At 58.5% G+C, this 25,059-nt stretch carries 23 protein-coding genes; 9 read left to right on the forward strand and 14 right to left on the reverse strand.

Annotation, left to right across the window (positions count from 1 at the left end):
• The first annotated feature begins 37 nt into the window (after nucleotides 1-37).
• Nucleotides 38-940: a cytochrome c oxidase subunit 3 gene (locus tag BLU07_RS16975; RefSeq protein WP_092389266.1), complete on the forward strand. Its 903-nt coding sequence runs from the start codon at nucleotides 38-40 to the stop codon at nucleotides 938-940.
• Between the two features lie 28 nt (nucleotides 941-968).
• On the opposite strand, the gene BLU07_RS16980 is transcribed toward BLU07_RS16975, so the two are convergent.
• Nucleotides 969-1,181, reverse strand: a complete 213-nt coding sequence (locus tag BLU07_RS16980; protein WP_407920084.1) for a twin transmembrane helix small protein — start codon at nucleotides 1,179-1,181, stop codon at nucleotides 969-971.
• A 68-nt stretch (nucleotides 1,182-1,249) separates the two neighbouring features.
• On the opposite strand from BLU07_RS16980, the gene BLU07_RS16985 reads away from it, so the two are divergent.
• The 5 genes from BLU07_RS16985 to BLU07_RS17005 all read left to right on the forward strand — a co-directional run bounded on the left by BLU07_RS16985 (nucleotide 1,250) and on the right by BLU07_RS17005 (nucleotide 5,221).
• On the forward strand, nucleotides 1,250-1,987 hold the full coding sequence (locus BLU07_RS16985; RefSeq protein ID WP_157719242.1) for an SURF1 family protein: 738 nt from the start codon (nucleotides 1,250-1,252) through the stop codon (nucleotides 1,985-1,987).
• The gene (locus tag BLU07_RS16990) at nucleotides 1,980-2,576 is read left to right on the forward strand and encodes a hypothetical protein (RefSeq protein ID WP_092389270.1); all 597 of its coding nucleotides are present in this window, start codon (nucleotides 1,980-1,982) and stop codon (nucleotides 2,574-2,576) included. The genes BLU07_RS16985 and BLU07_RS16990 overlap by 8 nt, the downstream gene beginning before the upstream one ends.
• 5 nt (nucleotides 2,577-2,581) lie before the next feature.
• Complete coding sequence (locus BLU07_RS16995) at nucleotides 2,582-3,619, forward strand: COX15/CtaA family protein (protein WP_092389981.1); 1,038 nt, start codon at nucleotides 2,582-2,584, stop codon at nucleotides 3,617-3,619.
• 70 nt (nucleotides 3,620-3,689) lie between these two features.
• A complete protein-coding gene (gene cyoE / locus BLU07_RS17000) occupies nucleotides 3,690-4,598 on the forward strand; it encodes a heme o synthase (protein ID WP_092389272.1) in 909 nt (302 codons plus the stop codon).
• Nucleotides 4,595-5,221 (forward strand): SCO family protein, encoded by a 627-nt coding sequence (locus BLU07_RS17005; protein WP_092389983.1) that lies wholly within the window; start codon nucleotides 4,595-4,597, stop codon nucleotides 5,219-5,221. Before cyoE ends, BLU07_RS17005 begins: the two co-directional genes overlap by 4 nt.
• Before the next feature lie 7 nt (nucleotides 5,222-5,228).
• Here BLU07_RS17005 and znuB read toward each other — a convergent pair whose 3' ends face one another.
• From znuB to BLU07_RS17020, 3 genes are read right to left on the reverse strand one after another with little or no spacing between them, the layout of a single operon-like run.
• The gene (znuB, locus tag BLU07_RS17010) at nucleotides 5,229-6,014 is read right to left on the reverse strand and encodes a zinc ABC transporter permease subunit ZnuB (protein WP_092389274.1); all 786 of its coding nucleotides are present in this window, start codon (nucleotides 6,012-6,014) and stop codon (nucleotides 5,229-5,231) included.
• Nucleotides 6,007-6,777 (reverse strand): zinc ABC transporter ATP-binding protein ZnuC, encoded by a 771-nt coding sequence (gene znuC / locus BLU07_RS17015; protein ID WP_092389276.1) that lies wholly within the window; start codon nucleotides 6,775-6,777, stop codon nucleotides 6,007-6,009. The genes znuB and znuC overlap by 8 nt, the downstream gene beginning before the upstream one ends.
• Entirely contained in the window at nucleotides 6,777-7,265 is a 489-nt protein-coding gene (locus BLU07_RS17020; protein ID WP_092389278.1) for a Fur family transcriptional regulator, read from the reverse strand. Before BLU07_RS17020 ends, znuC begins: the two co-directional genes overlap by 1 nt.
• A gap of 95 nt (nucleotides 7,266-7,360) precedes the next feature.
• Between BLU07_RS17020 and znuA the strand changes: the two genes are divergently transcribed.
• Nucleotides 7,361-8,377, forward strand: coding sequence for a zinc ABC transporter substrate-binding protein ZnuA (gene znuA, locus BLU07_RS17025; RefSeq protein ID WP_092389280.1), 1,017 nt, complete (start codon nucleotides 7,361-7,363; stop codon nucleotides 8,375-8,377).
• A gap of 6 nt (nucleotides 8,378-8,383) precedes the next feature.
• Here znuA and BLU07_RS17030 read toward each other — a convergent pair whose 3' ends face one another.
• Together BLU07_RS17030 and BLU07_RS17035 are read right to left on the reverse strand one after the other, a co-directional pair.
• On the reverse strand, nucleotides 8,384-9,340 hold the full coding sequence (locus tag BLU07_RS17030) for a homoserine kinase (RefSeq protein ID WP_092389282.1): 957 nt from the start codon (nucleotides 9,338-9,340) through the stop codon (nucleotides 8,384-8,386).
• Nucleotides 9,341-9,347: 7 nt separating this feature from the next.
• Nucleotides 9,348-9,635 (reverse strand): DUF2782 domain-containing protein, encoded by a 288-nt coding sequence (locus tag BLU07_RS17035; RefSeq protein WP_092389284.1) that lies wholly within the window; start codon nucleotides 9,633-9,635, stop codon nucleotides 9,348-9,350.
• 72 nt (nucleotides 9,636-9,707) lie between these two features.
• On the opposite strand from BLU07_RS17035, the gene polA reads away from it, so the two are divergent.
• Entirely contained in the window at nucleotides 9,708-12,494 is a 2,787-nt protein-coding gene (gene polA, locus BLU07_RS17040) for a DNA polymerase I (protein WP_092389286.1), read from the forward strand.
• Nucleotides 12,495-12,717: 223 nt separating this feature from the next.
• Here the strand turns inward: polA and BLU07_RS17045 are convergent, their stop codons facing one another.
• A complete protein-coding gene (locus BLU07_RS17045; protein WP_092389288.1) occupies nucleotides 12,718-14,385 on the reverse strand; it encodes a hypothetical protein in 1,668 nt (555 codons plus the stop codon).
• Between the two features lie 184 nt (nucleotides 14,386-14,569).
• Between BLU07_RS17045 and BLU07_RS17050 the strand changes: the two genes are divergently transcribed.
• A complete protein-coding gene (locus tag BLU07_RS17050; RefSeq protein WP_092389290.1) occupies nucleotides 14,570-15,595 on the forward strand; it encodes a cyclase family protein in 1,026 nt (341 codons plus the stop codon).
• 67 nt (nucleotides 15,596-15,662) lie between these two features.
• Here BLU07_RS17050 and BLU07_RS17055 read toward each other — a convergent pair whose 3' ends face one another.
• The 7 genes from BLU07_RS17055 to BLU07_RS17085 form a co-directional block, all read right to left on the reverse strand.
• The gene (locus tag BLU07_RS17055) at nucleotides 15,663-17,606 is read right to left on the reverse strand and encodes a TRAP transporter permease (RefSeq protein ID WP_092389292.1); all 1,944 of its coding nucleotides are present in this window, start codon (nucleotides 17,604-17,606) and stop codon (nucleotides 15,663-15,665) included.
• A 47-nt stretch (nucleotides 17,607-17,653) separates the two neighbouring features.
• On the reverse strand, nucleotides 17,654-18,814 hold the full coding sequence (locus tag BLU07_RS17060; protein ID WP_092389294.1) for a TAXI family TRAP transporter solute-binding subunit: 1,161 nt from the start codon (nucleotides 18,812-18,814) through the stop codon (nucleotides 17,654-17,656).
• 173 nt (nucleotides 18,815-18,987) lie between these two features.
• Entirely contained in the window at nucleotides 18,988-20,676 is a 1,689-nt protein-coding gene (locus BLU07_RS17065) for a GGDEF domain-containing protein (protein ID WP_092389296.1), read from the reverse strand.
• Nucleotides 20,677-20,806: 130 nt separating this feature from the next.
• On the reverse strand, nucleotides 20,807-21,736 hold the full coding sequence (locus BLU07_RS17070) for an electron transfer flavoprotein subunit alpha/FixB family protein (protein ID WP_092389298.1): 930 nt from the start codon (nucleotides 21,734-21,736) through the stop codon (nucleotides 20,807-20,809).
• Nucleotides 21,737-22,486 carry an electron transfer flavoprotein subunit beta/FixA family protein gene (locus tag BLU07_RS17075; RefSeq protein ID WP_092389300.1) on the reverse strand — a complete coding sequence of 250 codons (750 nt, stop codon included), beginning with the start codon at nucleotides 22,484-22,486 and terminating at the stop codon, nucleotides 21,737-21,739.
• A 171-nt stretch (nucleotides 22,487-22,657) separates the two neighbouring features.
• Nucleotides 22,658-23,791, reverse strand: a complete 1,134-nt coding sequence (locus BLU07_RS17080) for an acyl-CoA dehydrogenase family protein (protein ID WP_092389302.1) — start codon at nucleotides 23,789-23,791, stop codon at nucleotides 22,658-22,660.
• 11 nt (nucleotides 23,792-23,802) lie between these two features.
• A complete protein-coding gene (locus BLU07_RS17085; RefSeq protein WP_092389304.1) occupies nucleotides 23,803-24,999 on the reverse strand; it encodes an acyl-CoA dehydrogenase family protein in 1,197 nt (398 codons plus the stop codon).
• Between the last annotated feature and the right edge of the window lie 60 nt (nucleotides 25,000-25,059).

The following is a 25,059-nucleotide window of genomic DNA, read 5'->3' on the forward strand; positions in this document are numbered from 1 at the left end:
CTGCTTGGTGATGGCTGCCGGACAAGGAGAACTAGAGATGGCAAGTCAAGATTCAACGCATGAAGAATATTTCGTACCGGCCCAGAGCAAATGGCCCATTGTCGCTTCGATCGCCATGTTGTTTACCGTGGTTGGTGCCGGCAAGCTGCTGAATGCCCTGAGTGCCGGGAATGGTACCGGTGTATCGATCATTGTGTTGCTGATCGGTCTGGGGATGCTGACCTGGATGTTCTTTGGCTGGTTCGGCAATGTAGTCAGTGAAAGCCGCCAGGGTCTGTACAGCCCGCAGATGGACCGTTCCTTCCGCATGGGAATGGGCTGGTTCATCTTTTCCGAGGTGATGTTCTTTGCTGCCTTCTTTGGTGCGCTGTTCTACATCCGCATGTTGGCTGGACCCTGGTTGGCTGGTGAAGGCGACAAAACGATGACCGGTGAGCTGCTGTGGCCGAACTTCGAATTTGCCTGGCCATTGATGAGCAACCCGGACCCTCGCGCTTATGCCGGCCCGCAGGAAACCATCAGCCCCTGGCAATTGCCGCTGATCAATACCCTGCTGCTGATCACGTCCAGTGTTACGCTGACGATTGCTCACCATGCGCTGCGTGCCGGGAAGCGGGCGGCGACCCGCAACTGGCTGGCTCTGACCATTGCGCTTGGCGCGGTGTTTCTGGTCGTCCAGATATACGAGTACGTGCACGCCTATCGTGATCTTGGACTGACGCTGGATTCAGGCATCTATGGCGCGACCTTCTTCATGCTCACTGGTTTCCATGGTGTGCACGTGACCATGGGGGCATTGATTCTGCTGGTGATGCTGATCCGGATCATCAAGGGTCACTTCAGCGCCGAAAGCCACTTCGGTTTTGAAGCGGCCTGTTGGTACTGGCACTTTGTTGATGTGGTCTGGGTCGGGCTGTTCCTGTTCGTCTACGTGTTCTGATCCATTCTGTGCAGGCCGCCCTGGTTGCTCAATGCAGCCAGGGGGTATTCCAGCCCAACTGGCCACTCCAGAAGCCCCAGCTAACCAGAATCATCAAGGCGACCGTCAGACCGATACGAAAGCTTAACGCCGTGAACAGGCGGCCACTGTTGTCCGTATCCTTCATCAGAAAGAACAGGCCGCTGAACAGGCTGGCCACCAGCGCTACCAGCAGGATAAGAATGAGCAGTTTCAACAACATGCGTTTGTCCAGAGTTGTAAAGGGTGCAGCAGAGTATAGACCCTCTGGGTGGCGTAGTGGACAACCGCATGCCTGCTGATATTAACAGCCGGCAGTTCGCTCCGGGTTGGCCCCTGTGGTTGTTCACGCTGGGTTTTCTGCCGGTACTGATCAGTCTGGGTTTTTGGCAGCTGGAACGCGCCGAAGAAAAGCGGGTACTTGATCGCCAGTTGAGCGCCGCCCAGGCGCAACCGGCAGTACCCTTGTCGAGCTTGGGACCGTCGGCAGAAACTGACTGGCGCGCGGTCACCTTGCAGGGGTATTTCGATCCGCAATTGATCTGGCTGCTGGATAACCGTATCCGGGGTGGCGTAGCCGGGGTGGAAGTTTTGCAGATTTTGCACCTGGCCGACAGCGCAGAACCGGTGTTGATCAATCGCGGTTGGCTGGCTTGGCCGGATCGCAGCGAACTGCCGCAAATTCCTACGCCAGAGCAGCTCCAGTTCCTGCATGCCGAGGTATTGCCGCCAGTCGACAGTGGCTTTACGCTGGGTGACAACGACGCCGCAGGCTGGCCAAGACTGATCAGTCGTATTGAGCTCGAGCTGATGGCAGAGCAAGCCGGTCTGGCCGATAGGCCGCAGCGGTTGCGTTTGCGCGAGCCGGGCCCGGCCAGTTTCACGCTGGACTGGCCAGGGCTGCCGACATCCGCCAGCAAGCACACCGGCTATGCGGTGCAATGGTTTGCCATGGCGTTGGCTTTGATAGCGTTGTTTGTTTGGGCCGGTTTGCGGCCCGCTTCCGGGGGAAATAACAAGAATGAGTAGTCAAGAAAGCGGCCTGGCCGACAAACCCAAGGGGCAACTCAAGCTGTTGCTGATCATGGCCATCGTTATCGGCCCGATGGTAGCGGCCTGGGTGATGGTAAAAATGGAGGTGGGCATACCCACGACCTACGTCAATCATTCCACCATGGTGCCATCCGGTGTGACGGTGCAGGATTGGAGCGCCGACGTTGAGCCGCTGGGCTTCGGCTCGCCCTGGCGCTTGCTGGTGACGGCCCCGGAACAGTGCGATAACGCTTGCCTGGACCTGATACATCGAGCACGACAAATCCACGTGGCGCTGAACCGCGATGCGGTTCGTGCCCGGCATGTGTTGCTGCTTGGTCAGCAGGAGAGTGAGCGCTGGATGGAAGAGCTCCAGACCGAGTTTCCCCAGGTCAGGGTTGCGGCCCTGGACAGCACGGCCTATCAACAGAGCCTGCAGCAGCATGCACCCGAGTTGCCGGCAGGTGTCCAGCTCTGGCTGGTTGATCCACTGGGTGCCGTGGTCTTGCAGCAGGGGCCGGAAGATGACGGCAAACAGTTGCTGGAAGACCTCAAGCACCTGTTGAAATTGTCCAAGGTGGGGTAGTGAGCATGCGCAAACCTGGATTCTGGCTGGCTCTTTGCGCCCTTGGCCTGGGCTTTGTGGTGGTGATTCTCGGTGCCTATACGCGGCTGGTACACGCTGGCCTGGGTTGTCCGGACTGGCCTGGTTGTTATGGCTTTCTGTCCGTGCCACGCAGTGAAACCGGCCTTGAGATGGCGCAGCTGCGTTTTCCCGATGAGCCGCTGGAAATGTTCAAGGCCTGGGTTGAAATGATTCACCGCTATGTCGCCGGTGTGCTGGGTCTGATGATTCTGGGTCTGGCTGTATACAGCCTGCGCCAGCGCAAGCAGCCGGGCTATCCGGTATTGCTTTGCTTCGGGTTGTTGTTGATGGTAACCGCTCAGGCCATTTTCGGCATGTGGACAGTCACGCTCAAGCTCTGGCCACAAGTGGTCACCGGGCATTTGCTCGGTGGCTTTGCCACCTTGAGCCTGCTGACTCTGTTATGCCTGCGTCTGTCCGGGAAATTTCCGGCACTGAGTGGTCAGCGCGTAGCACGCTTGCGCAAACTGGCCTGGGTGGTGCTGGCCATCGTGATAACGCAGATCACCCTGGGTGGCTGGACCAGTACCAATTACGCGGCAGTGGCCTGTGTGGATTTTCCGACTTGCCACGGTGAATGGTGGCCGGAGACCGACTTTGCCACCGGCTTCAACGTGATGCAGGAAATTGGCCCCAACTACCTGGGCGGGCAAATGGACGGTCCGGCGCGTACCGCGATTCACATGACTCATCGGATCGGCGCGCTGGTTACGTTGTTTGCGGTATTGCTGCTGGCCGGGCAATTGCTGAGCCTGGGGCTGGTGCGCCTGGCAGGCCTGCTGGCGCTGGCGTTGGCGGTGCAAGTCGCTCTGGGCATCACCAACGTGCTGGCGCATCTGCCGCTGGCGGTGGCTGTTGCGCACAATGCTTTCGGGGCAGTATTGCTGTTGGTCATGGTCACGGTGGTTTACCGTTTGCGCAGCGATCGGCACAGCCGGGTTTTTTCCCGATCTGCGGATGGATTGGGGCTGGCCAGCCACTGAATCAGACCGCATACTGGGCGGCAAAACATACAAGAATAATCAGGCGCTTCGGGCGTTGGGGGAGGTAGCCATGGCAACGTTGAGCAATACTCGCGAAGGGACGACAGTCGGCTGGCGCGACTATCTGGAACTGACCAAGCCGCGTGTCGTCGCGCTGATGATCATTACATCGGCTATCGGCATGCTGCTGGCAACCGAAGGCGCTGTGCCGTGGCATGTGCTTATCCTCGGCAATCTGGGTATTGCCCTGTGTGCCGGCAGCGCTGCCGCGATCAATCATCTGGTTGACCGACGCATCGATATTCATATGGCGCGTACCCAGCGTCGTCCGATGGCCCAGGGCCGCGTCAACCCGCTGAATGCCTTGCTGTTTGCCCTGGTACTGGGTGCCACCGGCATGCTGATCCTGCTCAACTGGATCAACGCGTTGACGGCTTGGCTGACACTGGGATCGCTACTCGGTTATGCCGTGGTTTACACCTCATTTCTCAAGCGTGCAACACCCCAGAATATCGTCATCGGTGGTCTGGCAGGTGCGGCACCACCGCTGCTTGGCTGGACAGCAGTCACCGGGCAGGTCAATGCTGAAGGGCTGTTGCTGGTGCTGATTATCTTCGCCTGGACTCCGCCGCATTTCTGGGCTCTGGCAATCCATCGCAAGGAAGAGTACGCCAAGGTGGATATCCCCATGCTGCCGGTCACCCACGGCGTGGCTTACACCAAGCTGCATATCCTGCTGTATACCTTTATTCTGCTGGCGGTCAGCGTGTTGCCTTTTGTTATCCAGATGAGCGGCCCGATCTATCTGGCTGCTGCGCTGGTGCTGGGTGCGCGGTTTATTGACTGGGCCTGGGCGCTGTATCGCGACAGCCGAGAGCAGGCCGCGATCAAGACGTTCAAATTCTCTCTCTGGTATCTGTTGTGGCTGTTTGTTGCCCTGCTGGTCGATCATTACGTGGGAGTGGCCGGATGGCTCTGACCGGGATTCAGAAAACCGTAATCGTGATGGTTGCTGCGGTAGCGGTAGTGATTGGTTTGACGGTGAACAAGGTGACTCGTCCGGTGCCGCTGGACCGTGATCAACTGTCCCGCGCGGGGATTTTCCTGTTCGAGCAGCCGCGCTCGATCCCCGAGGTCAGCTTGCGTTCGGCGGCTGCTACGGCCTGGGGACGCGATGACCTGGTTGGTCAATGGGACCTGCTGTTCTTCGGTTACACTTTCTGCCCGGATATTTGCCCGACGACCATGGCTGAATTGCGTCAACTGGTCAGCGCCTTGCCGGAAGAGCGCCGCGAGCAGTTGCAGGTGACCATGGTCAGTGTCGACCCCAATCGCGATACGCCGGAACAGATGAGTAGCTACCTGAGTTTCTTCGATGCCGGTTTCAAGGGTGCGACCGGTGATCCGGAAGAGTTGGCGCGTTTGGCCCAGGCCTTGTCGGTGGCCTATATCGAGCCGGATACCAGTGAAGAAAACTATCTGGTCGATCACAGCGGCCAGGTGATCCTGGTCGATCCGCAAGGCCAGTATGCCGGTTTTATTCGTCCGCCATTGAAGCCGCAGGAACTGGCGCACTGGCTGCCGCGCGTAATGCAGGAATAACCTTCGCTCAACTGCGCCGGGGAATGCTCAGCGCGAAGATGAACAGACCGGCGGCGGTCACCACAATCGAGGGGCCGGCCGGTGTGTCGAGATACCAGGACATCGCAAGCCCTCCCAATACCGCCAGACAGCCCAGCAGGCTGGCTCCGAAGGCCATCTGCTCCGGGGTGCGGGCGTGGCGCTGAGCCGCCGCCGGCGGAATGATCAACAGTGATGTGATCAGCAGCACACCGACGATCTTCATCGCGACGGCGATCACGATGGCAATCAGCAGCATCAATGCCAGGCGAATGGCAGTGACCGGCAAGCCTTCTACCCGCGCCAGTTCCTCATGCACGGTAATCGACAACAGGCTGCGCCAGAGCAGGCCCATCAGCAGCATGACCAGCAGAATTCCGCCGAGCATCCACTGCAAGTCTTCGATGCTGATAGCCAGCAGATCGCCAAACAGATAGGCCATCAGGTCGATGCGTACATTGTCGGTCAACGCCAGCACGACCAGGCCCAGTGACAGTGTGGAGTGCGCCAGAATACCGAGCAGGGTGTCACTGGCCAGCCAGTTCTTCTGTTGCAGTGCGACCAGCAAAACTGCCAGCAGGATGCAACCGACGGTAACCGCCAGGGTCAGATTGATGTCCAGCAGCATGCCGAAGGCAATACCCAGCAAGGCCGAATGCGCCAGCGTGTCGCCAAAGTAGGCCATGCGCCGCCAGACCACAAAGGAACCCAGCGGGCCGGCGACCAGCGCCAGCGCAATGCCGGCAATCAGAGCATAAAGCAGAAAATCAGGCATGTTTGCAGTCGGGTCCGTGGCTGTGGCTGCCGGGAATCACTTCACCATGCAGGTCATGGTCGTGGTCATGATGGTGGTTGTAGACCGCCAGAGCACTGGCCTGCTCGCCAAACATGGCGACAAAAGCCGGGTCCGTGCTGACCTGTTCCGGATGTCCGGAACAGCAGACATGGCGGTTCAGGCAGACTACGGTGTTGGTGGTGGCCATAACCAGGTGCAGGTCATGCGAGACCATGAGCACGCCGCAATTGTAGCGGTCACGCAGGCGGGTGATCAGCTGATAGAGTTCGATCTGACCGTTGACGTCAACCCCCTGGACCGGCTCATCCAGTACCAGCAGGTCTGGCTTGCGCAGCAGTGCGCGGGCCAACAGGATGCGTTGCAATTCGCCGCCGGAGACCTGTTGCAGCGGGCGCTTGAGCAAATGGCTGGCGCCGACTTCACTCAGTGCGGCTTCCGCAGCCGGGCGCCGGGTGCCGGGTGACAGCAGCAGAAAACGTTCCACCGTCAACGGCAGGGTGGCATCGACCTGCAACTTTTGTGGCATATACCCAATGCGCAGACCCGAGTGGCGCTGAACCTGGCCGGAATCGGCGGCCAGCAGGCCGAGAACGATGCGTACCAGGCTGGTCTTGCCGGCGCCATTGGGCCCAATCAGGGTAACGACTTCACCGCGGCGAACCGACAGGCTGACCTGTTCGAGAATGTTGTTGCCGTTGAGTTGCAGGTTGACGTCTTCAAGACCAAGCAGCTGTTCACTCATCAATGGCTCCGGCATTGACGGCACAGGCCGAGCACTTCCACCGTCTCCGATTCCACGGCAAAGCCATGTGCCTGGGCACTATGTTCGATTGCCTGGTGGATGTCGCTGTGGTCAAGCTCAATGGCAACGCGGCATTCACGGCAAATCAGGAACTGGCCCTGATGGCTGTGTTCAGGGCTGGTGCAACCGATAAAGGCATTCAATGAGGCAATGCGATGGATCAGGCCATTGTCGAGCAGGAAGTCCAGAGCGCGATACACGGTGGGCGGTGCTGCGCGGCGACCGTCATCGCGGGACAGGGTCTCCAGAATGTCATAGGCGCCAAGTGGTTTGTGACTCTGCCAGACCAGTTCCAGCACCCGTCGGCGCAGGGTGGTGAAGCGAACGCCATCACGGGCGCAGACATGCTCGGCGGCAGCCAGCGCGTGATCAACGCATTGCTGATGGTCGTGCTGGTGCTCGTCACCGTGGTGGTGCTGGGTGGTCATGCAATACTCCTGGCGAGCGCCAAATGGCGCGACGCTGTATCTGACAGGCAATCAGCTGTTATTATATAACAAACCCGTTCCTTGAGGTATGCCCCATGCTGCGTCTGTTGCCGGCCATCCTGCTGTTGCTGGCCTTGCCATCCTTTGCTCAGGCTGATCAGCCCCGAGTCGTCACCACCATCAAGCCGCTTCAGCAGATTGCCACGGCAGTTCTGGCCGATGTTGCCCAGGTGGATGTGTTGTTGCCACCAGGTGCCTCCCCGCACGCTTACGCCATGCGCCCGTCCGATCGCCGCATGCTGATTGCGGCCGACCGTATTTACTGGGTGGGCCCTGATCTGGAATTGTTCCTGCAAAGCCTGATGGCGGAGGAAGGTAGCGCCAAAGCCCTGCTGAGCATTGATGGTCTGCAGACGCGCAGTTTCCCACAGCAACGCCATTCAGAGCAGAGCCATGCCAGCGAAGAGGGCCATGCTGGCCATGACCATGATGATCATCACGATCATGCGGAGCATTCAGGCCACAATGACCACGCCGACCACGCCGACCACGCCGACCACGCCGACCACGCCGACCATGACCATGGCCCGGGCTCTGTGGATGCGCACATCTGGTTGTCACCGGACAATGCGCGGGTGATTGCGCGTTTCATGGCGGCAGACCTGAGCGCGCTGTTTCCTGAGTATGCCGAACAAATTCAGGCCAATCAGGCTGCTTTTGATGCGCGCATCGCGGCACTCGACGCGGAACTGACAGAGCGGTTTGCGCCACTGCAAAACAAAGGCTATTTCGTATTTCATGATGCCTACGGGTATTTCGAGGACCACTACGGTCTGCAGGCTCGTGGCGTATTCAGCGTATCCCACGAGGTTCAGCCTGGTGCGCGACAGATCAACCTGTTGCGTGAGCAATTGCGCAGCAGCGGGCGCGTTTGCGTATTTACCGAACCGCAATTTACCCCGCGACTGGTGCAGAGCCTGACCCGTGATTTGCCGGTTGAGCAAGGTGAACTGGACCCCCTGGGTGTTGATCTTGCTGTTGATGCTGAGGGTTATGCGGCTTTGCTTCAGCAGCTGGCGGACAATCTGGCGGGCTGTCTGGAGCAGTTGTAACCGGTTTCAGAGTGCCAGCGGCAGGCCGATGCTGACCTGCCGGTGCTGGGCAAAAATGCGCTGGAAATGCGCCGGGTCTTTGACCAGAACACCGGGTTGGTCCTGATGCTGTGTGGCTGCATGCTGGCGTGAAAGCCAGAAGCGCAGTGCCGCAATACGCAGCATCTCCGGCCAGGCATCCAGTTCCGCAGGATTGAATGGGCGCAAGGCGGCATAGCCGGCCAGCAGTGCCCGGGTTCGTGCCGGATCCAGCTGGCACTGGCTGTTCACGCACCAGTCATTGCAGGCGATTGCCACGTCATACAGGGTAATGCCGCTGTGGGCATTGTAGAAATCGATGATTCCACTCAGGTGGTGACCATCAAACATCACGTTGTCGCGGAACAGGTCGGCATGCACAATCGCACGAGGTAAAGCCGGCGGTTGTTGCCGCCACTGGTTGATGCAGCTTACTGTCCGTTCCAGCTGCGAGCGCAATTCACCCGTTTCCAGTTCGGCAGCCAGTAAGGCACCTTGCTCTGACAGCCAGTCCAGGCCACGGTCACTGCGCCGCTCCAGTCGGCTCTGACTGCTGGCCTGGTGCAGCTGTGCCAGAGCAGTACCGACTGCCTGGCAGTCACTCGGGTTGGGTGCATTCAGGTGCTTGCCGGGCAGGCGCGGTTGCAGCAGTGCTGGTCGACCATTCAGCTGTTGCAGGCATTGTCCGTTGCGATTTTCAATGGCGTAGGGCACAGGCAAGCAGGACTCATGCAGCTCTGCCAGCAGCTGGATAAAAAAATCCAGCGCCTGCACCGGGCCACGCTCAATCAGGGTCAGCACATATTCACCGCGACTGGTGGCAACGAAAAAATTGCTGTTTTCGCTGCCCCCTTCGATGCCTTGGTAATCCAGTAACCGGCCGAGGTCAAAGGCAGTGAGAAAATCTTCCAGCTCGCTGCGATTGACCGGGGTAAATACCGACATCAGCGATCTACCACTCGAAGACTTTCCAGCTGGGAATGCGTAGCCCCTGCTGCACCTGATCAGCACGGGCAAAGTTGCCTTCCTCGTCGACCGCGACAAGGAAATAAGGGGCGCCACTGGGCGGTGTGATCTTGATCGCGTAGAGGAAACCGTTCATCCGGTATTCCTCGATAATGCGGTCGCCATCTTCGCGGATGGTCACTTCCGGTTCAGCGGTCAGGTTGTCCTGCGCGCTCAGTGGTAGACACAGGGCAAGCAGCAGCGTGCCCAGAGCAAGGCGAAGTTGTGTGGTCATGATACTCTTGTCCTTTGTATGAATGATGCTTCTATCTTAGACCCTTTTTCACTTGCATAGTTGATCCAGCGCATGACCGACCACGCTCCACTGATTCTGGTAGATGGCTCTTCCTACCTATACCGTGCCTTTCACGCCCTGCCGCCCCTGACCACATCCAGCGGTCAGCCGACCGGGGCGGTCAAAGGGGTGCTGAATATGCTCAAGAGCTTGCGCAAACAGTATCCGAAGAGTCCCTTTGCCGTGGTGTTCGATGCCAAGGGGCCAACCTTTCGCGATGAGCTGTTTGCCGAATACAAGGCTCAGCGCCCGCCCATGCCCGATGAGTTGCGTTCCCAGGTCGAGCCGCTGCATGCCAGTGTCCGCGCCCTGGGCTTGCCATTGCTGTGCATCGAAGGGGTTGAGGCGGATGACGTGATCGGCACCCTGGCGCGGCAAAGTGCAGCGGCCGGCCGTGAGGTGGTGATTTCCACCGGTGACAAGGACATGGCACAGCTGGTCGATGCCCATATCACCCTGGTCAATACCATGACCGGGACGGTAATGGATATTCAGGGTGTACACGACAAATTCGGTCTTGGTCCTGAGCTGATCATCGACTATCTGGCGCTGATGGGTGACAAGGTCGACAACATTCCCGGCGTGCCGGGTGTGGGCGAGAAAACCGCGTTGGGTTTGCTGACCGGTATTGGTGGCGGCCTGGATGTGCTCTACGCCAACCTGGAACATGTTCGCGAGCTGCCGATTCGTGGTGCAAAAAAGCTGCCGGAGAAACTGCTTGAACACAAGGACATGGCCTATCTGTCCTATGAGCTGGCGACGATCAAGATTGATGTACCGCTGGAGGTCAAAGTCGATGAACTGGAACCCCAGGCACCGGATCGCGAGGCCCTGCTGACACTGTATCGCGAGCTGGAGTTCAAGACCTGGCTGGATGAACTGTTGCGTGCCCAGCGCAGCGAAGAGGCTGGCGACGAGCGTAATGCCAAAGGGGCGACGCTAGAGGAATCCAGCGAGACAGCGGCAGAGACGCCGGAAGCCGAGGTGGAGAATGATTACCAGACAATCCTGGACCAGGCCGGGTTTGATCTCTGGATAGACAAACTGCAGCAGGCCGAGCTGTTTGCCTTTGATACCGAAACCACCAGTGTGCATGCACAACTGGCCGAGCTGGTGGGTGTATCCCTGGCGGTCAGCCCGCATGAAGCGGCGTATATCCCGTTGGCCCACAACTACATGGGCGCGCCTGACCAACTGGACCGCGAGACGGTACTGGCCGCGCTCAAACCGCTGCTGGAAGATCCGGACAAGCCGAAAGTGGCGCAGCACGCCAAGTACGACATCAACGTGCTGGAGCGCTGTGGTATTCAGGTGCGCGGGGTACGCTTCGATACCATGCTGGAATCCTATGTGCTGGATGCGACAGCCACCCGGCATGACATGGACAGCCTGGCGCTGAAGTACCTGGGGCAGAGCACTACGCGTTTTACCGATATCGCCGGCAAGGGTGCCAAGCAACTGACCTTTGACCAGATTGCGCTGGAGCAGGCGGGTCCGTATGCCGCGGAAGATGCCGATATCACACTGCGTTTGCACCAGCATCTGTGGCCGCGCCTGCAAGCCGAGCCGGGTCTGGCCAGGGTGTTACAGGAGATTGAAATTCCTCTGGTGCCGGTACTGGCGCGGATCGAGCGCAACGGCGCTCTGGTTGATCCTAAATTGTTGGGTGTGCAAAGCCGTGAGCTGGGCGAGAAAATGCTCGATTTGCAGCAGCAGGCCTATGATCTGGCCGGCCAGGAATTCAACCTGGGTTCACCCAAGCAACTGGGCGTTATCCTGTATGAAAAGCAGGGCCTGCCGGTGATCAGCAAGACCGCCAAAGGGCAGCCTTCGACCGCTGAATCGGTCCTTGCCGAGTTGGCCGAGCAGGGCTATGAGCTGCCACAGGTAATCATGCAGTACCGCACCGTGAGCAAGCTGAAAAGCACCTATACCGACCGTCTGCCAGAGCAGATCAATCCGCGTACGCACCGCATTCATACCAGTTACCACCAGGCGGTGACGGCCACCGGGCGATTATCGTCCTCCGATCCCAATCTGCAGAATATCCCCATCCGCACCGCCGAAGGGCGGCGTATTCGCCAGGCTTTTATTGCCCCCGAGGGCTATCGCCTGGTCGCAGCGGATTATTCACAGATCGAGCTGCGGATCATGGCCCATCTGGCCCAGGATCCGGGCCTGCTGGAGGCCTTCCGCAATAATCTGGATGTGCACAAGGCCACTGCCGCCGAAGTTTTTGGCGTGCCGCTGGAGGAGGTCAGTGCCGATCAGCGGCGTCGCTCCAAGGCAATCAACTTCGGCCTGATCTATGGCATGAGCGCTTTCGGTCTGGCCAAGCAGATCGATGTCGACCGCAAGCAGGCGCAGGAATATATCGACCGCTATTTCGAGCGCTACCCCGGTGTGCTGGATTATATGGAGCGCACACGGAAGCAAGCGGCCGAACAGGGCTATGTGGAAACCCTCTTTGGTCGTCGCCTCTACCTGCCGGAAATCAACGCCAAGAACCAGGCCATGCGCAAGGGCGCTGAGCGCACCGCTATCAACGCGCCAATGCAGGGCACTGCTGCAGACATCATCAAGCGTGCCATGCTGGCGGTGGATGCCTGGCTAGAGGAGAGTGGGCTGGACGCGCGCATGGTCATGCAGGTACACGATGAACTGGTTCTGGAAGTGCGTGACGACCAGCTGGACGCGCTGAGCGAGGGCTTGCGCAAACACATGAGTGAAGCGGCCGAGCTGGATGTGCCGCTGGTGGTGGATGTGGGTGTCGGTGATAACTGGGATCAGGCGCATTAGGGACGACTTATAAACAGCCCTGGCCTGATAACTTATCCGTCTGACAACTTTTTTGAACTTAACCCGCACAGCCTCGTCAGAGTTAGTGAATGGCTGGTAAGCCCTTCAAGCTCCCTAGATGTGATTTAGTGTTGGCAAATCGAACCGGGCATTCTTCCCCTAGCACAGCCCGGTGGTTAGACCCCGAACTTTTCTCCCCATAGAAGTTCGGGGTTTTTTTTGCCTACTCGAACGCTGCTGCAATGGGCTGCAAGACGCGTATCGGGCCGAAACGGGCGCTTTCCGTATAATGCTCGCGGAAAAAAACATCCAATGCATGGTTGCCACTGGACTGAGCCGACGCATTCGGCTCCTGCATGCTGTCCCAGCGCTCATCAAGTATTGCCAGGCGGGGCGGCTGGCGCGTGAAGCTGTCGATCATCTCCTGCTGTACCCGTGCCTGGGTCTGGATGCCCGGGTGCAGCTCATGCCAATAGGTCGCGCTTGACCGGTCGAGCAAAAAGTACAAGCCGACAGCATTGACGAAAACCTTGTCGTGCCGGCCACTTCCGACATAGATAGGGTCGCCTGGCTGGGTGTGGGCAAGGATATAGTCACTTGCCCGTTGATAGTCAGCATCCACTGCCACGCAGTGGCCGCGTGGCAACTGGCTGTCCTGGCACGGCAGCTGGACGGGTGTGCTGAGCCAGTGGTCAAGATTCTGGCTCAGGTTGTTCTTCACCAGTTGAATCCCGGGCAGGCAGGCCGCGCCGGCCAAGACAGCGGATACCAGTAGCAACGCCAAGCTGGCCGGCGCGCGGATAAGCCCGGGTCGCAGCTGCGGCCACAGGCTGGCCAGGCAAATCACGGACAGCAGAATGGCAGGCAACATATGCACAGCGGACACGCGAACACTGCCTTTGAGCGTAAACAGCAAACTGCACACAGCCAACAGCACCAGCAGGCTCGAGCGCTCGGGTTGCGCTGTGTACGTTCGCTGACGGCGCAGCCTGATATGGGTGAGCAGCAGAATCGGTAGAGCCAGAAAGGGCAGATAAACCGCATACTCTGCCAGAACTGAATAATGGTGGCGGGAGATGGCCAGCAAATCGCTGCCGGGCCACGGCAAAGCGCGGTGGTCGGCGTAGATGGTAGCCGGCGCCAGAACCAGGTTGAACCACAAGTCCTCAGCCCCGGCAGCCCGGAGTAAAAGCAGGAACACGGGCAGCAGAACTACCAGCACGCCGAGCGCATACCCACTGCAGATGCGTCCTGTGTGCCAGAGCGCCTCGGTCTTGTTGGCCCGGCTGACGAATTGCTGGTGGCTGACCATGGCTGCCAGTGCCAGGCAAAAATAGAACCCCAGGTCATGGCGGAACAACGCTGCCAGACCAATGATCGCGCCTGTCAGCAACAGGCGAGGGGCAGCAGGGTTGCTGGACCGCGGTAGACTGAGTATGGCCAACATCAGCAACAGCAAGGCGGGGAAAACCGGAAAACCATCCAGTTGCATGCCGAACAGAACAAGGAAGCCGATAGCGGCTGCCCCCATGGCGACCAGTGGGCCGGTATTCAGACGCACCAGGCTGAAGCATGTTGCGGTACTCAAGGCTTTCAGCGTTATGCCATACAGGCGCACAGTCAGGTCATCGGTACCGAAAGCTGCAAACAAGCCGGCCACAGCATAGAACTGGCCGGGTCCATACATGCTCCAGAAATCCCGATAGGGTATTTCGCCACCCAGTACGCGCATGGCACCAAAGGCAATGATGCCGTCGTCGTATAAGTTGAATACCGGAGCAAAGGCCAGTATTTGCACGATGAACGCTGCCAGGGCGATCGACAGAAAACCGATCAGGTTCTGCCTGGCAGAGCTGCACTGGGTAGCGGTGGATGAGAAAGTAGCCGACAAAAGGGGCTCGCTTGCGCTGTCTGGAATCCTGTGGCTGGATTATGGTTGCCTGAACAGTGGCCGTAAAGCCAGACAGGTGAGTTTCGCCTGATCACCAGCCAACACGCAGATCAATAGAGCTGCTCCGGTTGTTCGCCGGGTGGCATGGTGGCTATACAACAATAAATATGACAGAGAGGCACTCATGCGCTGGAAACACCGACCACCGGGCTCCAACTGGGGCGATTTTGGTGCCGATGACGAAGTCGGCCGACTCAACATGCTGACCCCGGAAAAGGTGCTGCAGGGAGTCGCTGAAGTCCATGAGGGACGCAGTTTCTGTCTCAGTCTGCCGCTGGATTATCCCGGCGGCAATGCGCTGAACAAACTGCGGCATCCACCGCGACGCTTCACCTCCGGTCGAGCCGCCACGCCAAACTGCAACTTTCCATTGCAGCGATTGAATCCGCAATTTACCGATGTGGTCAGTGACGATGCCGTGCTGCTGTTTACCCAGTACTCGACCCAGTGGGATGCGCTGGCGCATGTCGGCGGACTGTTTGATGCCGATGGTGACGGCGTGGCCGAACCGCTGTACTACAACGGCTGGCGCGCCGGTGAGGATATTCTTGGCCCCCGCGGTAGCGAAGATGCCCTGGAAGGGGTAGAGGCAAAGCGACTGGGTATCGACAAGATGGCGGAAACTGCCGTCAGCGGCCGCGCGGTGATGATCGATCTGGAAAAACACTGTGGTCATGCCCGCGAACTGATCGACCATGCTCGCCTGCAGTCCATTATGCAGGCAGACGGTATCGAAGTGGAGTCCGGCGATATGGTCTGCCTGTATACCGGATTTGCCGATGTCGTTCTGGGGATGCAGCGCGAACCGGATGCGCACACGCTGGAAAACAGCTGCGCCGTTCTGGATGGGCGTGACGCGGCCTTGCTGCAGTGGATCACCGACAGTGGTCTCAGCGTGCTGATCGCCGATAATTACGCGGTAGAAGCCTACCCGGCACGCCCGGGTACCGCCGATCACTGCTGCGCCGCGCTGCCACTGCACGAACACTGCCTGTTCAAACTCGGCATTCATCTCGGCGAGCTTTGGTACCTGACCGACCTGGCGCACTATCTGCGTGCCAATAACCGCTCTCGCTTTATGCTGACGGCGCCACCGCTGCGCCTGCCGGGCGCGGTGGGTTCACCGGTTTCCCCGGTGGCGCTGGTGTGAGGAAGTCGGCGGTACAGTTACGAAAATGGCCACCCGAAGGTGGCCATTTTGCGTGACTGACGCCGGCTCAGGCTGGTTGCAGTTTCTTGTGCAAGCCTGCGAGTACAAAGGCAGCGACAAGAATGCCGATCGAGAGCAGGAACAGCTGCAATTCGTTGAGCGCCAGCAGTGGGTTGTGTGGCATGGCCAGTAACAGGCCGCCGACCACCAGCATCAGGCGCAGCGGCCAATGCAGAAAGCCGCGTTCAGTCAGATTGCCGAGCCGTGGCAGGTAGCCCTGCAGGCCGCCTGCGACCATCAGAATCCCGCCGACGGCGCAGACAATGGCGACCACGATTTCGCGCGGCGTGCCTTGCAGTATCAACGCCGGTTCAAGGACGAAGAAGAAGGGAATGAAGTAGATGATACTGCCCATCTGCATCGACACGAAGCTGGTTTTCATCGGGCTGGAGCCGGCCACCGAAGCAGCGGCAAAGGCACCAATGGCGACTGGCGGGGTGATAAAGCTGAGCATGCCCCAGTAGAGTATGAACAGGTGCACCGCCAGTGGATTCATGCCGCCGTTGACCAGCGCGGGTGCAAGGGCAATGGCGAGGAAGATGTAGGCGGCAGTAACCGGCATACCGATACCCAGAATAAAGCTGGTCAGTGCGCCCATCAGCAGCAGGATAAAGATATCGCCACCGGCAATAAACAGCAGGTCATTGGCAATGGTGCCGGACATGCCGGAGACTGCCAGTGCGCCCATAATCAGGCCGACCCCGGCCATCAGGCCGGTCAGTTCGGCGAACAGTGCGCCACAGGATTCGGCAAAGTCCTTGAAGTCTTTCCATACCCAGCGGCTGTGCTTGCGCAACTGGTTGATGACCAGCAGCAGGGCGGTGGCATAGAAAGGCGCAATGGCTTCCTGTTTCATGAACAACAACATCCAGATCAGGAAGGCGAAAACGAAAATGTAGTGCCAACCTTCTTTCAGGGTTTGTCGTACGCTGGGCAGCTCGATTTCCGGCAGGCCCTTGAGGTTGTTGCGGCCGGCATAGAAATCGATCTGTACAAACAGGCCGAAGAAATACAGCGCCGAAGGAATCGCTGCGGCCATGGCGATTTCGCCGTAGGGAATATCCAGGAAGGTTGCCATAACGAAGGCAGTTGCCCCCATCACCGGAGGCATCAATACGCCCCCGGTTGACGCACAGGTTTCTACCCCGGCGGCATAGGACCTGGAAAAACCAACCTTGCGCATGGCGGGAATCGACAATGGGCCGGTGGTCAGTACATTGGTCACCACGCTGCCAGACATTGAGCCCATCAGGCCGCTGGAAAAAATCGATACCTTGGCCGGGCCACCGCGCACCTTGCCGAGCAGGGCAAAGGCAAGATCGATAAAGAATTTACCGCCACCGGTACGTTGCAAGGCAATCCCGAACAGCAGAAAGCCGATGACCAGATTGGCAAAGGCCTGCGAAGGAATGCCGAGCAGGCTCTCGTCACTGTTGGTGTGATAGATGGCGACCAGATCAATTGGCGTATGAATACCGGCAAAACTGTCGGGCAGCTTGCCGGCGAACATCGGAAAAATAGAGGCGAGAAAGACCACGGTGAAAATCGGCCAGCCACCGCAGCGACGGGTGGCTTCGAGCGCCAGTGCCCAGGTCAGCAAGCTGATGTAGACCACGTATTGCGGTGCTTCATACTCCCAGCCATGTTCGACGGCAGTTTCTGAATGGTAGATAAAGAAAATACAGCAGGCCGAGCTGGTGATAGCCATGATCCAGTCATACCAGGGGACGCTGTGGATGCGTCGGCCACGGGCTGCGGGGATGGCGATAAATACCATTGGCAACATCATGGTCAGCAGGCCGTAGATGTACTGGCCGGTCAGCATGGTATAGCCGGTGTAACTGCCCAGATTGAAAATATGATAGATCGCCAGTGCGGCGGTCAGCACAGCAACAATGCGCAGCAACAACCCGGCAACGGGATTGCGCAAGGCTTCTTGTAGTTCTGACATGCGGTGTACTCGATTCAGGTGATGGTGGTTGGATGCGGGTTCGTCGCTCAGTTGCGCCGGAAGCCGGGATCAAAGCCCTCGGCGCTCAGAGCCTGGGCACGTGTACGCATCCAGCCCATGGCAAAATCATCTTCACTGGCCTGGGGCAGGTACTCGGCCCAGGCGTTGAGCAGAATGGCCTGGCGTTGCAGCAAGGCGTCGTTGTGCGCCTGATGCTCATCGGTCCAGACGCCGGCCTCACGGAAATAGCGGATAGCCCCTTCATGGTAAGGCATGACCCAGTCGAACACCTGGCGGCTCAGTTCCCAGCCTTCGGCCCCCGGAGCCAGGCTTTTGAAATCATCATAATGCTCATCGACGAAGCGGGTCAGGGCGTAGACTTCTTCGTCATCACGGTTGGCATTGGTGACCAGAATCGGCAGCGCATAGCCGCCGCCTTGCCAGGGGTTGGACTCGGATACGCCGGCGCCCCGGGTTTCCAACTGCGGCAGGTAGTATGGAATAACCTGTTGCGCGCGTGCCCAGGCGGCCTGTTCCTCTTCGGTTTCATTTGGCATGTCGAGCCAGTTGATGCCGCGCGGACTGGAGGCAATGCGCTCCATCAATGGTGTGCGGGTCGACATCGGCATCACGTCCGCATGGCCGTTGATGATGGCTTCGATGGCTTCATTGGTGCCAGCGGCATCGACCCGGCGCACATCGTCCCAGGTCAGGTTGGCGTAAGCGAGAATGGCGGTGGTGATCATGTTGATCGAGTCGGCGCCACGAATAAAGATGATGCTTTGTCCGCGCAGGTCCGAGGGTGAATCCAACCCTGTATCGGCGGCTGCAGCCAGGCCAAAGCTCTGGGTGCCCTGGCTGGCCAGCACCATGCGAATCGGTTGTGGACCCCAGGTGGGGCGATTGAACAGAAAAATGCCTTCCTGACCAAAATAGCTGGCGATACCGCACAGACAATAGTCGGCACGGCCATTCTTCAGCGGGATCATCCGTGATACGTCATTGCGGCCGGGAAGAATACGGATGTTGCTGCCTTCCTCGTGTTTGAGCAGGCCGCCGAGAGCCGCTGCCTGGGCATAACCTGCAGCACCTGTGCCGTAGGCAGTCCAGACCATGACCCGGGGCAGGGCAGATTCGGCGAGGGCTGTCAGCGGCAGAATCAGGCCGAAAGCCAGGGTGCCGGCAAGGTGACGAAAACGCATGCGCATAGTGTAAGGCCTGTCTTATATTTGTTTTGCACAGCGAAACTGAATAGCAATTATGTTTCGCCTGTCAGAATGGTATTCTACTCATCGTGAGACACAATGCAAAAGGTCGTAGGCACAGTTAAGCTTATTTTGTCACTAATTGCAGGGACGGAAAGTGTAGGTAAAACAGGAGGTCAAGGGGTTACGATACTGCACTGATTGCGACCGGCCTCTTTGGCCTGATACAGGGCGTCGTCTGCTGCTTGCAGTACGTCATGCAGCGAGGTGTCGGCAGCGGCCAGGTAGGCGCCAACGCTGACAGTAAAGGCTGGGCCATCTTGGTCCGAGGCGTCAGCGATCATTTCACGCAGGCGTTCGGCGGTCAGGCTCAGGGTGGAACGGTCACAGGGATTGAGCAGGACCAGGAATTCGTCGCCACCCCAGCGTGCGGCATGGTCGTAGGGGCGAATGCCCGCCCGCAATTGGGTGGCAACGGTCTGCAGTGCCAGGTCGCCCTTGCCATGCCCGTGGTTGTCATTGATGTCCTTGAAGTTGTCCAGATCCAGCCAGATCAGGCCGTAGGTCTGGTTGTCCCGAAGGCAGCGAGCCTGGACTTCATGCAGCAGTTCATTCATGCCGCGGCGGTTGAACAGGCCGGTCAGGTCGTCATGCCGGGCCAGGCGATCCAGCGCCATGGTGCGTTCATGCACTTTGGCTTCGAGGTGCCGGGTGTTGTCACGAATAGCGCGGGCCATGGTGCGGAAATGGCTGATCACGCGGCCAATTTCTCCTTCGCTTGATGGCAACTCATCGGCTGCCTCGAAGTTGCCGGCCTGCACTTTTAGCATGGCTTGCTCCAATGCCAGTAGCGGGTTGAGCAGCAAGCGGCGCAAGGCAATATGCATGATCAGTAGTGCACCCAGCAGCATCAGGCTGAACACCAGGGCAACCGAAGCGAAATGGCTGACCGGCATGAGTTCGTCCAGATCGATCAGGGTGACTTCAAACCAGTCAATTGCGGGCAGGTAGGCGATACCTGCCAGATGGCGCTTGCCATCCATGCTGACGAAATCGGTGAGCACCTGTTCCGGCCCGGCGTGTTCAGCGCGAAGTTGCTCCATCATCTGGCGCATGCGCACTTCGCCGCCGTCCAGCAGCAGGTCGATACTGTTTTTCTGGCCTTCGGGTTTGACCAGGCTGGCGTAATCAATGACGTCCGGATCGCGGTGCAGCTGAATGGCACCACTATGATCAACAAACAGAGTAGTAATGCCGGGTTGACCGATGTCGACGATTTCTTCCAGAAAACTGTCAAGTTCCAGGCCGGTGCCGACCATGCCGGTGATTTCGTTATCATCGTGCATCAATACATCGATCCACAGCTTGGTAACGCCCAGCTCGACATCGGGGTTGATGTTGATATGAAATTGCTTGCCCTGTTCGATCAGCAAAAAGAACCAGGCATCGTCGGGATCATCCGGATCAAGACTGTACCGATAGGGTTCATCGACAAACTCGTTGGCGGCGTTGTTATGGTAATAAGCGCCGGATTCGCGCAGGGCAACAAAATAGTTCTGATCGCGGAAGTTGCGCCGGAAGCTTTCCATTTCGTCTTTGGCGGCTGCGAGCAAATCGGCATCTCGCGGGTTGCGCGACCAGCGACGCAATACGGTAGAGTCGGCCATCTGCATGGCCAGGGCAATTTCCCGTTCAAGGGGTTGCAGCAGGCGAGCGCTGTCATAGCGAACCTGGATTTCGGCTATGCGCAGCCCCCACTCTTCAACGATACCTTCGGCGATGCGCTCGAACACGGCCCAGGTTGCCGCCGAGGTGATCAGCAGTACGGCGGCTATCAGCAGTTGAAAGCGGGTTTTCAGGCTCACGCAGACGTATCCCGAGTACGGTGGGGTCGATGCCATTATGCTGGCATGGGTATTTTGCCTGCAACCGGCTGGCAATAAAAAACCCCGACGCTTGCGAGCCGGGGTTTTTGTCTTGCTGCAAGCGTGGTGCTTACACCTTGCTTTCCAGTTCGGGTACAGCTTCGAACAGGTCAGCCACCAGGCCATAATCGGCAACCTGGAAGATCGGGGCTTCTTCATCCTTGTTGATCGCAACGATCACTTTGGAGTCTTTCATGCCCGCCAGATGCTGGATAGCACCGGAAATACCCACGGCAACGTAGAGTTGCGGTGCAACGATCTTGCCGGTCTGGCCGACCTGCATGTCGTTGGGTACAAAGCCGGCATCAACCGCAGCGCGTGAGGCACCGACGCCTGCGCCCAGCTTGTCAGCCAGTTTGTAGAGCATTTCGAAGTTGTCGCCGTTCTGCATGCCGCGGCCACCAGAGATAACGATCTTGGCGGAAGCCAGCTCGGGGCGGTCGGACTTGGCCAGTTCTTCGCTGACGAAGCTGGAAATACCGGCGTCATGGGCAGAAGAAACGGCTTCTACACTGGCGCTGCCACCTTCGGCGGCGACGGCGTCAAAGCCTGTCGGGCGCACGGTGATTACTTTGACATCGGCAGTGCACTGCACGGTGGCAATGGCGTTACCGGCATAGATCGGGCGCTTGAACGTATCAGCGCTTTCAACGGCGATGATTTCCGAGACCTGATCGACGTCCAGCAGGGCAGCAACGCGCGGCATGAAGTTTTTGCCGTTGGTGCTGGCCGGAGCCAGAATGTGGCTGTAATCCTTGCCCAGTTCAGCGACCAGCAGGGAGATGTTTTCCGGCAGCTGGTGGCCATAGGCGGCGTTGTCAGCCAGCAGGACCTTGGTAACGCCTTCTGCTTTGGCAGCGGCGTCAGCCACGGCGGAACAGCCTTCACCGGCGACCAGAACAGCGATGTCACCGCCGATCGCCTTGGCAGCGGCCACGGTGTTCAGGGTGGCGCCATTGAGTTCGGCGTTGTTGTGTTCAGCAATAACCAAAATCGTCATTTAGATCACCTTGGCTTCGTTCTTCAGTTTGTCGACCAGCTCGTCCACAGTCTTCACCTTGATACCGGCGCTGCGGGCGGCAGGAGCTTCAACCTTCAGGGTCTTGACGCAAGCCTTGACGCTTACACCCAGATCTTCCGGCTTCAGGGTTTCCAGCGGCTTTTTCTTCGCTTTCATGATGTTCGGCAGCGAAGCATAGCGCGGCTCGTTCAGACGCAGATCGGTAGTCACGATAGCCGGCAGTTTCAGATCAATGGTCTGCAGACCGCCGTCGATTTCACGGGTGACCTTGACGTTGTCACCATCAACGGCAACTTCAGAGGCAAAGGTGCCCTGAGCATAACCGCTCAGTGCAGCCAGCATCTGGCCAGTCTGGTTGTTGTCGGAATCAATCGCCTGCTTGCCGAGGATGACCAGCTGCGGCTCTTCTTTGTCAACCACACCCTTGAGCAGTTTGGCGATGCTCAGCGAGCTCAGGTCGTCAGCTGACTCGACCAGTACTGCGCGGTCGGCACCCAGTGCCAGAGCGGTACGTAGCTGCTCCTGGGCAGCGGTCGGGCCAACGGAAACAGCGATGATTTCAGTCGCGACGCCTTTCTCTTTCAGACGCACGGCTTCTTCGACGGCAATTTCACAGAAGGGGTTCATCGACATCTTGACGTTGGCGAGGTCTACACCGGAACCGTCCGCTTTGACGCGAACTTTGACGTTGTAATCGACCACGCGCTTCACGGCGACGAGGATTTTCATGGACGTTCGTCCTCCACAGGTCTATGAGACGCCCGGCGGGCGCATGACATTCAAAAGGGTGCATAGGATAACGGTCGAAGCGGTTATCCGATAGTGCAATTTAACAGATTTCTGTGACAAAAACGCCTGATCCGGTCATTTTCTGCCCGAATCAGGCGGTAGCGCTCACGATCAGGCCAGGCTCAAGCCTTTCGAATAGGCCTGCAGATGATGGTCATCATCACCCAGTTGGTGAGAAATGGTCACCAGACGCTTGGCATAATGCGCGCCGCTGTATTCCCAGGTCATGGCAATACCACCGTGCAGCTGGATGCTCTGCTCGGCGACATACTGCGCTGCACGGTTGACGATGAACTTGGCTGCGGACAGCTTGGCAGTACGCTCGGCACTGTCATCATCATCTGCCAGACAGGCAGCCAGGATGGTCATGGACGTGGCCCGCTCCAGCTCGCTGATCATGTCGACCATGCGATGCTGCAGCACCTGGAATTTACCGATCGGTACGCCAAATTGCTTGCGGGTTTTCAGGTAATCCAGGGTCATGTCACAGGTGATGCGCATGGCGCCAACGGCTTCGGCACACAGGGCGGCGATGGCGCGGCCGGCCTGATAGGCGATAGCGTCATAGGCATTGCCGACGCTGCCCAGCAGCTCGCCTTCAGCGTTATCCAGGAACAGCTCGCAACCCTTGCGGCCATCGACGGTGGAGTAGACGCGACGGCTGACACCGTCAGTGCCTGGGTCGACAAGGAACAGGCTGATGCCTTGCTGGTCACGGACATCGCCGGCGGTACGCGCAGACACCAGAATCTTGCCGGCTGTGTGGCCACCGATAACGACACCTTTACGACCGTTCAGGGTCCACTTGTCACCGGATTGCTTGGCGGTGGTTTGAACTTCCTGCAGGTTGTAATGGCTGTGCAGCTCGTCCAGTGCGACGGCAGCTTGCAGCTCGCCACTGGCGATCTGACCCAGCAGTTCGTCTTTCTGTGCATCGCTGCCCAGTTGGGTGATCAGGCCACCGGCCAGAATCACGGATTCCATGTAGGGCTCGAGACAGATGCCGGCACCCAGCTGTTCCATGATCAGCATGGTTTCCACGCCCTTGCCACCAAAACCACCCAGCTCTTCCGGGAAGGGGATGGCGGTCAGGCCCAGTTCGCCCATCTGCTGCCAGAACTCGGTACTGAAACCGGCCTCGCTGTCGCTGAATTTAAGGCGCTTGTCAAAGGTGTATACGTCGCGTACCAGTCGCTCCGCAGTTTCCTTCAACATCTGTTGCTCTTCAGTCAATTTGAAGTCCACGGTCGACCTCCTTAAAGTTCAAGAATCATTTTCGAAACGATATTCTTCTGGATCTCGTTGGATCCGCCGAAGATCGACAGTTTGCGCATATTGAAATACGAGCCGGCCAGTGACGGACTGTAGTCTTCCAACAGGACGTCACCGTCGTAGCCATACTCCATTTCTTCCGGCAGGAAGGGCAGGGCGTAGGGCCCCAGCGCCTTGCGCATCAGATGGGTAATGGTCTGACGGATTTCAGTGCCCTGAACCTTGAGGATCGAGCTTTCCGAGCCAGGCACGCCACCTTCGGAGGCTGCCGCGACGATGCGCAGGGTACTCATTTCAGCCGCCATCAGTGACATTTCGATTTCGGCGATCTGGCTGCGGAACATGCTGTCTTCGATCAGCGGCTGGCCATTTTTCAGTTGCTTGCTGGCAATGCGCTTGAGGTTGCTCAGCGCTGCCTTGGAGGCGCCGATGCCGGCCAGACCGGTACGCTCGTGGGTCAACAGGTACTTGGCGCAGGTCCAGCCCTTGTTTTCTTCACCGACCAGGTTTTCCACCGGTACCTTGACGTCATCGAAGAAGACTTCGTTGACTTCATGCTCGCCGTCCAGGGTATGGATCGGGCGCATGGTGATGCCGGGGGTGTCCAGGTCGATCAACAGGAAGGAAATGCCTTGCTGTTGCTTGGCTTCAGGATTGGTACGTACCAGACAGAAGATCCAGTTGGCGTGCTGGCCCAGTGTTGTCCAGGTTTTCTGACCATTGACGATGTAGTGGTCGCCATCGCGTACGGCGCGGGTTTTCAGCGACGCAAGGTCGGAACCGGCGCCTGGCTCGGAGTAACCCTGACACCACCAGTCGGTACCGTCGAGGATACGCGGCAGGTAGTGGGCTTTCTGCTCTTCAGTGCCGAACTTGATGATAACCGGAGCCACCATGTTGACGCCGAAAGGCACCAGGCGCGGGGCGCCGGCAGCAGCGGATTCTTCGTCGAAAATATGCTTCTCGATCGGACCCCAATCGGTGCCGCCGTGCTCGACCGGCCAGCCGGGCGCGTACCAGCCTTTGGCGGACAGAATTTTCTGCCAGCGCTCGTGGTCTTCCTTGGACAGGTGCTTGCCCAGTTTGACCTTGGCTGAAATATCCGCAGGCAGCTCCTGCTTCATGAATTCACGCACTTCATCGCGGAAGGCGATTTGTTCAGGGGTGAAATGGATTTCCATGGGTTTTCCTCGTTTAAATACAGGTAGTGGATGGCCCGCCTCACGGCGGACCATCCCGAG

The sequence above is a fragment of the Halopseudomonas salegens genome (genome assembly GCF_900105655.1).
Classification (GTDB): Bacteria; Pseudomonadota; Gammaproteobacteria; order Pseudomonadales; family Pseudomonadaceae; genus Halopseudomonas; species Halopseudomonas salegens.

Excerpts from the sequence above, each read along its gene's own strand:
- BLU07_RS16975 (WP_092389266.1), top strand. The coding sequence starts at position 38 with ATGGCAAGTCAAGATTCAACGCATGAAGAATATTTCGTACCGGCCCAG.
- BLU07_RS16980 (WP_407920084.1), bottom strand. The coding sequence starts at position 1,181 with ATGTTGTTGAAACTGCTCATTCTTATCCTGCTGGTAGCGCTGGTGGCC.
- BLU07_RS16985 (WP_157719242.1), top strand. The coding sequence starts at position 1,250 with ATGCCTGCTGATATTAACAGCCGGCAGTTCGCTCCGGGTTGGCCCCTG.
- BLU07_RS16990 (WP_092389270.1), top strand. The coding sequence starts at position 1,980 with ATGAGTAGTCAAGAAAGCGGCCTGGCCGACAAACCCAAGGGGCAACTC.
- BLU07_RS16995 (WP_092389981.1), top strand. The coding sequence starts at position 2,582 with ATGCGCAAACCTGGATTCTGGCTGGCTCTTTGCGCCCTTGGCCTGGGC.
- cyoE (WP_092389272.1), top strand. The coding sequence starts at position 3,690 with ATGGCAACGTTGAGCAATACTCGCGAAGGGACGACAGTCGGCTGGCGC.
- znuB (WP_092389274.1), bottom strand. The coding sequence starts at position 6,014 with ATGCCTGATTTTCTGCTTTATGCTCTGATTGCCGGCATTGCGCTGGCG.
- znuC (WP_092389276.1), bottom strand. The coding sequence starts at position 6,777 with ATGAGTGAACAGCTGCTTGGTCTTGAAGACGTCAACCTGCAACTCAAC.
- BLU07_RS17020 (WP_092389278.1), bottom strand. The coding sequence starts at position 7,265 with ATGACCACCCAGCACCACCACGGTGACGAGCACCAGCACGACCATCAG.
- znuA (WP_092389280.1), top strand. The coding sequence starts at position 7,361 with ATGCTGCGTCTGTTGCCGGCCATCCTGCTGTTGCTGGCCTTGCCATCC.
- BLU07_RS17030 (WP_092389282.1), bottom strand. The coding sequence starts at position 9,340 with ATGTCGGTATTTACCCCGGTCAATCGCAGCGAGCTGGAAGATTTTCTC.
- BLU07_RS17035 (WP_092389284.1), bottom strand. The coding sequence starts at position 9,635 with ATGACCACACAACTTCGCCTTGCTCTGGGCACGCTGCTGCTTGCCCTG.
- polA (WP_092389286.1), top strand. The coding sequence starts at position 9,708 with ATGACCGACCACGCTCCACTGATTCTGGTAGATGGCTCTTCCTACCTA.
- BLU07_RS17050 (WP_092389290.1), top strand. The coding sequence starts at position 14,570 with ATGCGCTGGAAACACCGACCACCGGGCTCCAACTGGGGCGATTTTGGT.
- BLU07_RS17055 (WP_092389292.1), bottom strand. The coding sequence starts at position 17,606 with ATGTCAGAACTACAAGAAGCCTTGCGCAATCCCGTTGCCGGGTTGTTG.
- BLU07_RS17060 (WP_092389294.1), bottom strand. The coding sequence starts at position 18,814 with ATGCGCATGCGTTTTCGTCACCTTGCCGGCACCCTGGCTTTCGGCCTG.
- BLU07_RS17070 (WP_092389298.1), bottom strand. The coding sequence starts at position 21,736 with ATGACGATTTTGGTTATTGCTGAACACAACAACGCCGAACTCAATGGC.
- BLU07_RS17075 (WP_092389300.1), bottom strand. The coding sequence starts at position 22,486 with ATGAAAATCCTCGTCGCCGTGAAGCGCGTGGTCGATTACAACGTCAAA.
- BLU07_RS17085 (WP_092389304.1), bottom strand. The coding sequence starts at position 24,999 with ATGGAAATCCATTTCACCCCTGAACAAATCGCCTTCCGCGATGAAGTG.